7 protein-coding genes and 1 pseudogene are annotated in these 9,277 nt (G+C 57.5%); 6 read left to right on the top strand and 2 right to left on the bottom strand.

All coding sequences use genetic code 11. The features are described 5' to 3' along the window. Positions 1-636: 636 nt before the first annotated feature. Positions 637-2,211, bottom strand: coding sequence for an alkaline phosphatase D family protein (locus tag E0F99_RS26645; protein ID WP_130909021.1), 1,575 nt, complete (start codon positions 2,209-2,211; stop codon positions 637-639). Continuing rightward, positions 2,208-2,762, bottom strand: coding sequence for a GNAT family N-acetyltransferase (locus E0F99_RS26640; RefSeq protein WP_083359301.1), 555 nt, complete (start codon positions 2,760-2,762; stop codon positions 2,208-2,210). The genes E0F99_RS26645 and E0F99_RS26640 overlap by 4 nt, the downstream gene beginning before the upstream one ends. A gap of 190 nt (positions 2,763-2,952) precedes the next feature. Here E0F99_RS26640 and E0F99_RS26635 point away from each other — a divergent pair, with 190 nt between their 5' ends. The 6 genes and pseudogenes from E0F99_RS26635 (at position 2,953) to E0F99_RS26610 (ending at position 9,072) form a co-directional block, all read left to right on the top strand. Beyond that, positions 2,953-3,360 carry an ExbD/TolR family protein gene (locus tag E0F99_RS26635; RefSeq protein WP_005786670.1) on the top strand — a complete coding sequence of 136 codons (408 nt, stop codon included), beginning with the start codon at positions 2,953-2,955 and terminating at the stop codon, positions 3,358-3,360. Positions 3,361-3,362: 2 nt separating this feature from the next. Beyond that, positions 3,363-4,088 carry an energy transducer TonB family protein gene (locus E0F99_RS26630; protein ID WP_130909020.1) on the top strand — a complete coding sequence of 242 codons (726 nt, stop codon included), beginning with the start codon at positions 3,363-3,365 and terminating at the stop codon, positions 4,086-4,088. A 24-nt stretch (positions 4,089-4,112) separates the two neighbouring features. Continuing rightward, a pseudogene (locus E0F99_RS26625) lies at positions 4,113-4,481 on the top strand (Plug domain-containing protein); the annotation flags it as partial. Positions 4,482-4,547: 66 nt separating this feature from the next. Next, entirely contained in the window at positions 4,548-5,567 is a 1,020-nt protein-coding gene (locus E0F99_RS26620; protein WP_083359303.1) for a tyrosine-type recombinase/integrase, read from the top strand. Further along, entirely contained in the window at positions 5,564-7,726 is a 2,163-nt protein-coding gene (locus E0F99_RS26615; RefSeq protein ID WP_083359304.1) for a tyrosine-type recombinase/integrase, read from the top strand. The genes E0F99_RS26620 and E0F99_RS26615 overlap by 4 nt, the downstream gene beginning before the upstream one ends. A 184-nt stretch (positions 7,727-7,910) precedes the next feature. Then, positions 7,911-9,072 (top strand): IS3 family transposase gene (locus E0F99_RS26610; protein WP_130909019.1). Its coding sequence is split into 2 segments (ribosomal slippage): positions 7,911-8,170 and positions 8,169-9,072, totalling 1,164 coding nucleotides; the frame shifts between segments, so codons are not numbered across the junction. Positions 9,073-9,277 lie beyond the last annotated feature (205 nt).

Here is a 9,277-nt window from a genome sequence, read left to right as displayed (position 1 = left end):
GCTCTTGCTTTTGATCTGCTTTTGATCTTAGGCGCCCCGTTAAACCACGCTGGCCGAACGCAGGCTTTGGAGCGTGGGTAAACCGGCAGGACGCCGGTTTAGCCGCGATGGGCCAAGGATGGCCCATCGCGGCGGCCCACGGTCCAAAGCCTGCGTGAGGGCACACCGAGCCTAAGCGAGGTGCCGAGTGGTGGGGGAAGAGCCTTTTGGTTACTTTTGGGCTCTTTCAAAAGTGACCCGCCGTAAGGGCGGAACCAATATCAGCCGTTACCGCAGCAACGGATATGTACCCCGCACCCCCGCGACAACCAAAGAATTCAACCCATAAAAAAGATGTGTAGATACCTATGCCGCGATGACGTCGGCCCAGCAAATATTGATGTTGACTGACCCACCGCTTTCGCGGGCAAGTCGAATCGTCGCACCGCCGCTCTCACAGGGGATCTGCGCTTAACTGAACGGCATTAGGGCTTGCCCCGCGTTGGGCTGCGAAGCGGCCCTAATACAGCCACCGCATTTTTTCAGTAAGACTTAATCGCCAGGTTTTGGGGCTGCTTCGCAGCCCAAGGCGGGGCAAGCCCGCTCGCCACAACAAGCCGCTCGCCACATTGAGCTTGTGCTCAACCAAAGAGTGCATCAAACCGCAATCGCCCCCGCACGCCCCGCTTCCACCACAAATGACTTGAGCGTCGACACCGTGGCGTTCGGATCGCGTGGGTCAGTAATCACGCGGAAGTTCGTCAGCATCTGTTGCGCCTCCAACGCCACCGAGACATACCCGCGCTGGCGACTGTCGAAGAACTTCACATGCGGGTTGAGCGGCAGGATCTTACTGAAGGCCTCAAACGGCGGACCATCCGATGTCACCGAGCTGCCGACAAACTCGGTGGCAACGATGGGCGAGTCCGGGTTGTTGCCATCGGCGTGCAGGTCGGTGGTCCAGAACGAATGGATGTCGCCGCCCCAGAACACCGCGTTGTTGAGCTTATGGCGCTGGATGGACGCCAGCATCCGTGAGCGATTGGCCATGTAGCCATCCCAGCCATCGGTCCAATGACCCACCTTGTGGCTGGTCAAGTCACGCTGGATCAGCGGGGCCACCAGCAAATCCTGAGCGATCACATTCCACTGCGCCTTCGATTGCGCAAAGCCCTGGTCCAACCACGCCTCCTGTTGCCAGCCGAGCATCGTACGGCCGGGGTCGCGCAAGTCTGCGCAGGTGTTCGACGCGATGTGCCCCTGATGACTGCCATTGGCCTGGATACACGGTTGCTCGGAACGGTACTGGCGCCCATCCAGCACATGAAAACGCGCCAGCCGGCCGTAATCCAGGCGCCGGTAAATGCGCATGTCCGGCCCCTTCGGCACACTGCTGGCACGCAGTGGCATATGTTCGTAAAACGCTTGATACGCCGCCGCCCGTTGCTGCAGAAATTGCGCAACCGGAATCTTTGGGTCCTGGGACCAGCGGTTGGCGTAGTCGTTCTGCACCTCGTGGTCATCCCAGGTCGCCACGCTGGGCGCTGCGGCGTGCAAGGCTTGCAGGTCCGGGTCGGTTTTATACAAGGCGTAGCGGTTGCGGTAGTCAGTGAGGCTCACGGCATTGCCGCTGCCGTGGGGGCGAATGATCTTGCCCGAGTCCGCGGCGTAGGAGCTGTCGTAGATATAGTCGCCGAGAAAAAACACCAGGTCGGGTTGCTCGGCCGCCAAGTGGCGATAGGCGCTGAAATACCCACGCTCCCAGTGCGAGCAGGAGACAAACCCTACGGTCGCCGCTGCCATGGCGTGCAGCGGCGGCGCGGTACGTGCGTGGCCCACTGGGCTCTGCGCGCCGAGGCTATCAAACTGATACCAATACGGCCTGCCCGCCTCCAACCCCGCGACCTCGACATGCACCGAATGGGCAAAGCGCTCAGTCGCCAGCACCTCGCCGCACGTGACGATGCGCCTCATCGCCGCATCGCTGGCCACGCGCCAACGCACCGGCACTGCGCGACTCAACCCACCACGGCCATCCGCTGCATTGAACAACGGCGCCAGGCGCGTCCAGATCACAAAGCCATCCGGCAGCGGGTCGCCGCTGGCCACGCCGAGGGTGAACGGGTAATCCACCCCGGCGCTGCGCGCAAACGGGCTGAGGATTGAGAATGCGGTGGCGACTGCCAGCCCCGTCAGTAGCCGACGCCGGCCCTGGTCCACCGCGTCACTCACCGTGCGCGCTCCCAGTCGTCGCGCACAGTGGCGAACACCAGCAAGTCCTCATACACGCCGTTTTTGAGGAACGCCTCGCGCATGCAGCCTTCATAACACAGGCCGATTTTCTGCATGACCCGCGCCGACTCCTTGTTGCGGCCAAAGCACTGGCTGCCGACGCGCTGCAACCCCAACTCGGTGAACCCGAAGTCCATCACCGCCCTCGCCGCTTCTGCCGCGTAACCCTGGTTGCGGCAGTGCGCCGCCACCCAGTAGCCAAGGTGACCATAGTGGTGACGGGCGTTGATGCGCAGGCTGACCATGCCGATCAATTCGCCGGTTTCACGCAGGTGCATGCCCTGGCCCAACAGACCACCCTCGCGGTATTTTTCCTGCATCTGGCCAATAAAACGCTGAGCCACTTCCAAGGTGTAGGGCGACGGGATATTCGCCGTGTTATCAGCGATTGCGGGGTCGCTGACAAGGCGCAAAAGCGTCTCAGTCTGGTCCATTTCCAGCGCCCGCAATAGTAGTCGCGGGGTGGATAATTGAGGCAGTGCAGTCGGCATACAAAGCGGCTCTGAAGATAAATTCCTCCAGAGTGTACGCGCTTCGTGTCAATTTCATTACGCCACAAAATTGCAAGACAAATCACCTGTAAGACGCGTCCTAGAGCCTTTAAAACGTAAATTAAAGTTAACCATTCGGTCATTTTTGGTTGTTAGCGTGTCGCCCCTAATTCAATAACGGGGTAACGGAATGAGAACCTGGGACGAACCCAAAAAACGCAAGGCGCACATCGAACTGATCCCGATGATCGACGTGATGATGTTCCTCCTGGTGTTTTTCGTGCTGGTGAGCCTGAACGTGATTCCGGCCCTCGGCATGAAGACGCAATTGCCCAGCGCCAGCAGTTCGCAGCAGCTCAAACCGCAGAACAAATTCATTCTGACCCTGGGCCTTGAAGGTCAGCTGCAACTCGATGGCAAGGACCTCACGGTCGATGCCCTGGTGCCAGCGCTGAAAGCGGCAGAAAAGCCTGACACCAAGTCGACCATCATCGTCAACAGCGACAAGGGCGTGGAGGTTTCGCGCCTGGTGGAGGTCATGGACACCCTGCGCCTGGGTGGCTTTACCTCCGTGTCCATTGCCACGCGTAAGTCCTGATCATGTACGTCTTGTTTCGTGCGCGTCAGTTGCTGGGCAGTGTCCCGGCCCTGATCGCCCTGGTGCTGATTGCAATGGGCATCCAGTCACAGACGTTGAAGGTCGAGCCGGTGTACGACGAGTCGGCGGTCGAGTTGGCGCTGGTCGAGCCGGAGCCCGAAGTGGTTCCGACACCGGTGGTGGAGCAAGAGCCGCCATCGCCAGTGATCGAGGACGAAGAGGCCGAACCGGCCCCGCCACCGCCACCGCCAAAGCCACTGCCAAAACCCGAACCCAAGCCCAAGCCGGTGCCCAAGCCCAAACCCGTCGTGGCCGCCAAGCCGACACCGACGCCTACGCCGGCCCCCCAGGTGGCGGCCAAGCCAGTCCAGGCCGCCGTCGCTGCGCCACCGGCGCCACCGGCGCCGCCCAAGGTCGACAGTCAGGCGCTGGAAGGCGGTTACCTCAAGGGCTTGCGCAACGAGTTGGACACCTACAAGCAGGATCCCACCGGTCGCCAGGCTTCCCTCGAACGCCCCAGCGGCGAAGTGGTGGTGTGGTTGCTGGTCGATCGCCAGGGTCGCGTTCTGGACGCAGGCGTGCAAACCCAGGCCTCGAGCATGTTGCTCAACCGGGCCGCCGCCAACAGCTTGCGGCGCATCAAACACGTCAAGCCGTTCCCCGAGCAAGCCTTCGGGGGGCGCAACGAGCAGCGCTTCACCGCCACCTTCAACTACAGCGTGCAATAAGCACCCGACACCAGGACGACAGTGATGAGGTTCACACGTATTCATCTGGCACTTGTTGCCGCAAGCATGGGCCATGGGATGGCCATGGCAGACACAGGCGACAGTGACGTCGGCACGATTGGGGTTCAGGGCAAGGCCACCGCAGGGGGCGGCTACATGGTGCAGGAAGAAAGCATCAAGGGCCGCTCCACAGTCACCAAGGAAGCGCTGGACAAACAGACCGCCACCGGTAACGCGATCGACAAGCTCAAGTACACCCCAGGCCTGAACATCTCCAGTGAGGACAACACCGGCCTGTCGGGCTTTCGCTTCACCATGCGCGGGCTCAACTCTGACCAGGTGGGGATGTCGGTGGACGGCATGCCGATCAACGACTCCGGCAACTACGCGCTGTAGTAAGTTAGGTGGAATGCTTTTTTAAGCTAGTCTGATTCTGTTGACGTTCCTGGGGGATTACCCATGGGCTCCACCGCATCGTATGAGCTGGTACTCCACCGCTATCCTAGTGTTGAGGAATGGCTGCAACTGCTCGGTAATCTGGGGCGAGCACCTGCCACCTTGGACGCGTACGGGCGGGGTTTGGCGCATTATTTGCTCTACTGCGAAGCCGTTGGCCTGGAAGCGGAATCAGTCACGTTTGAACAGGTCACACTCTACATCCGTAGGTTGTTACCCGGCCAAGAAAATGCAGTGGCGAATTCAACCTTGCACCAACGCCTCACCGCGATTCGCCTGTGGTACGACCACTTAGCCTTTCAAGGGCTTTGTCAACAAAACCCTGTACCTCGCGGGCAGCATACACGTCGGCTCCCAGTACCCGGACATTCCGGGTTTGTGAGGGGCCTGGTACCCCGGTTCTTCAAGCTGCCAGACATTCCGAGCGATGAGCAGTGGCGCAACTTTCTGACCCTCGCGGCCAAGTCGTCCATTCGTGATCGACTCATGCTCTCGCTGGCATACTGCGGCGCGCTTCGCCGCGCCGAACTGGTGGCCCTGAGAATTGAAGACCTGGACGTTGCGCATCGACTGATCTCGGTAAGAGCTGAAACGACCAAGGGTCGACGCAGCCGCATCGTATGCTACAGCCCTGACATTGCACCAGTACTAATGGCGCACCTGCATGCCCTTCGCCAGGCGGGATGGTCGAAAGGAGCACTGTTCCGGTCTGAGTCAGACCGCAATCGCGGATCAGGCTTAACCCGCTGGACGTGGAGTAAAACGGTAGAAACGTGGGCCAAGCAGGCAAACATTTCATCTTTGAGTACCCATACCTTCCGCCACCTTCGGCTAACGCATCTGGCTCGTGCCGGCTGGAAACTGCACGAACTCACTGCATATGCAGGACATAGAGACCCGAAAACCACCTTGATTTACCTGCACCTGTCAGGGGCGGATCTGACCGCAAAAATGGCGCGATCCGTGGGCAGTTTGGATGCCCGAATGTTCGGTGAACTTTTCCAAGTGGATTCACCATCATGAGCGCCCCATCTACCGAGGTATATGAGCCCTTCGATATAAGCCTGTACGAGCAGAATGAGGTCTTGTCGAATTCAGAACAAGCCATTCTCTCTAATCGTCTTTACCGTTCTGACTGGCCCTACCTTCAGTCGAAGATACCCGGACTCGTGAATCCTTTGATTGATCTGGTCGAAAGTAGCGGGGTCTCTCAAGCGTTAGCTGTAGCGTCAATTTCCGCAATTCTCTGGCAGGTAAGCAAAACCGGTATACCTTATTGGCGCTGGTCAGAGACGCAATGGCTCACCTTGCTCAACACCCGCGCAGGCTCGCGTCCATATCTTGCTACGGTCGCTTACCACTTGGGCGGTTTTAATAAGCCTCAACGTATCGCTAAATTTCGCCAACCCGCGATTTACGCTTCATTCATCTTTGGGCGCCAGATATTTGAGGCCGAGCAAGCCCGCTTGGGCCAAACCTTGAAAGCATTGGGTTACGCAGCGCGCAACCTCGAACAGACCCTGTCCAGTGTGTTAGGTGCACTAATGTTGGAAAATGGCGATCCACGATTGGAAACCTTCACTGAGGAACTGCTGATGCGAGGACAGGCGCATCGGAGTGACGGTATAGCACGGTCAGTCGGCATGGTCTCACACGGTCTTGCTGCGCTTGGTATTTTAACGAAACCGTTGCGTATGCGCGGCTATGTGAGCTGGCGCGAAAAAAGTATCGAGGGCATCGACCCTGTCTGGGTGCAATGGTGTCGTCGCTGGCGAGATACATCGACTTTACGCCCCAGTACACGCGAAAGTAACTATAGCTTTATCTTGAGAACCGGTATTTGGCTAGCGCGTGAGCAGCCATGGGTTAGTTCCCCTACCGACTGGAGCATGTCGACCTGCGCCGCGTTTATCGCGGCGGTTGATCGGATGACCGTCGGTGAATGGGCCCTGGAATCTTCCCAGCACACGAAGCTCAAGGGATTGGGCCTGCCGATTGCCCCCAACTCAAAACGCCATTTCCTTCATGCCATACGGCGGTTTTTTATCGATTGTGAGCTATGGGGATGGGGTCGTTTAAAATTCAGCCCACGTCATCATTTGGCAACCCCGCTTACCGTAGCCTTCAATTCGGCTATCAACCCGCGCGTGATTGACGACTCAAGCTGGCTCAAGTTGATATGGGCCAGCCTGAACTTGGAGCGTAAGGACTTACTCTCGGAAATTCACTACCCCCTGGCGATGGTTCAGGCGGTTGCTGTGGTATGGACACACACGGGGTTACGCAGTAACGAAATTATGCGGCTTGCCCTCGGCTGCGCCCGTGCACAGTCAAGCGATGTTGTGCATGAAGATGGGACCACCGTTCCTGCAGGAAGCTTGTGCTATCTCGATATTCCAGCCAGTAAGACATTCAAAGCTTTCGTTAAGCCCGTTGCAGCGGTAGTTAAAGAGCGTATTGACACCTGGCTCCGGGAAAGGCCTGCGAACCAGGCACCTCTCCTGGATGAGCGAACGGGGGAGAAAGTCAGCTACCTGTTTCAGTATCGGGGTAAACGTATGGGGAAAGGTGTCATCAACACCACCATCATCCCAACATTGTGCGCAAAAGCGGGTGTCCCAATGGACGACAGCCGCGGCCGCATCACCAGCCACCGCGGGCGAGCTTCCGTGGTGACCGCTTTGGCCAGTGTCCCGCAAGGTATGTCGCTGATTGAACTGATGCAGTGGTCAGGGCACAGTTCACCCAGTTCGACGTTGCACTACATACGCATTCGCCCCACCAAGCTGGCGGCGTCCTTCGTAAAAGCAGACCAGATGTCGCACATGATATCCGTGCTGATTGATCACGATGTAATAGCCCGTCATTCGGAAGAGCCTTATACCTTCTATGACTTGGGCGACTCGTATTGCTCAAATCCATTCTGGAGTAGCTGCCCACATCGAATGGCCTGTGCAGGGTGTGATTTCAACCTGCCCAAAGCCAGTGCACGAGCTCAGGCTTTGGAAAGCAAAGCCTCAATAGGACATTACCTAGAAGCAGTTCCATTGACGGCTGATGAGCGGGCGATTGTGGAAGGCGATTTAGAGAAACTGGACAGCCTAATTCAAAAACTGGACAACGTGCCCACTTTGGATGGCAGGACACCCAGTGAGATCGAATCAAGAAAAACTACGGAATGAAAGCATTCCTAGAGCAAGGATTTTGTTCGTTTGCATTCGAGTTCATATGAACAAAGTTAGTGTAAAGGCTGTGTTCTGCGCGACGCTAGCGATCGACGCATCGAGCCGGACTCTGCGCCCTGTAGTGGTCTAATGAAACCGGACACCCATTTAGGCGAGAATGCTCGCCAGATCGAGGTGTCAGATGACCAAACAACGCCGCTCCTTTACTCCTGAATTCAAGCGCGAGGCTGCCGACCTTGTGCTCAAGCAAAACTACAGTTACATCGAAGCCAGCCGTTCACTCGGCATTGGTGAGTCGGCATTGCGTCGCTGGGTTGACCAGATTCAGAAAGAACATAAAGGCGTCACCCCGCAGAACAAAGCACTGACTCCTGAACAGCAAAAAATTCAGGAGCTGGAAGCCCGGATTGCTCGGCTTGAGCGAGAGAAATCAATACTAAAAAGGCTACTGCGCTCTTGATGTCGGAAGATCACGAGCGTTCGCGCTGATTGACCAGTTGAGCGCCCATGAGCCGGTTGATTGGCTGTGCAAGGTGTTTGACGTCACTCGCTCGTGTTACTACGCCCAGCGCCTGCGGCGCCGCACGCCGGATGTTGAACGGCTTCGATTGCGTAGTCGCGTCAGTGAGCTGTTCTCGCAAAGTCGCAGCTCTGCGGGCAGTCGCAGCATCCTGTCGCTGATGCGTGAAGACGGTGAACAACTCGGTCGATTCAAAGTGCGTAGCTTGATGCGCGAGCTTGATTTAGTCAGCAAACAACCCGGCTCCCATGCCTACAAGCGAGCAACAGTAGAAAGACAGGATATCCCGAACACATTGAACCGCGAGTTCGACGTGCCAGCGCCCAATCAAGTCTGGTGCGGCGATATCACCTACATTTGGGCGCAAGGAAAGTGGCATTACCTGGCTGTCGTCCTGGATCTTTGTACGCGTCGGATCGTGGGCTGGGCGCTGTCGGAAAAGCCAGACGCTGAGCTGGTGATCAAAGCGCTGGATATGGCTTACGAGCAGCGTGACAGGCCTTCGGATCTGCTATTCCACTCGGACCAGGGATCGCAATATGCAAGCCGACTCTTTCGCCAGCGGTTGTGGCGATACCGCATGCGCCAGAGCATGAGTCGACGAGGAAACTGCTGGGATAACGCACCGATGGAGCGCGTATTTCGCAGCTTGAAAACAGAATGGATACCGACCGTGGGCTATCGAACTGCGCAGGAAGCACAGCGCGATATCAGCCATTTTTTGATGCATCGCTACAACTGGATTCGGCCTCACCAATTCAACGATGGGTTGGCGCCAGCGCGGGCCGAGGAAAAACTTAACGTCGTGTCCGGGATTAGTTGACCACTACAACCACTGACGGCTGCTCGGAGGTAAGCCCCATCCATAGAGCTATCAGGGGTTCTACGCCCAAACTCCAGATTTTTGACGGGGACAGCTTCACCCCATAATCATCGGTACCAATAGGGTGGTTTGGACAGACTGGTCTCATTTGGGTTGTTTTACATTCCATCCAGTACCAGCTATGACCAGTTCGCCAGAGGCGCAC

Source organism: Pseudomonas antarctica, assembly GCF_900624995.1.
In the GTDB taxonomy this organism is placed as follows: Bacteria; Pseudomonadota; Gammaproteobacteria; order Pseudomonadales; family Pseudomonadaceae; genus Aquipseudomonas; species Aquipseudomonas antarctica.
Note: the sequence above shows the minus strand (reverse complement) of the source record. Positions and strands in the feature narration are given on the sequence as shown.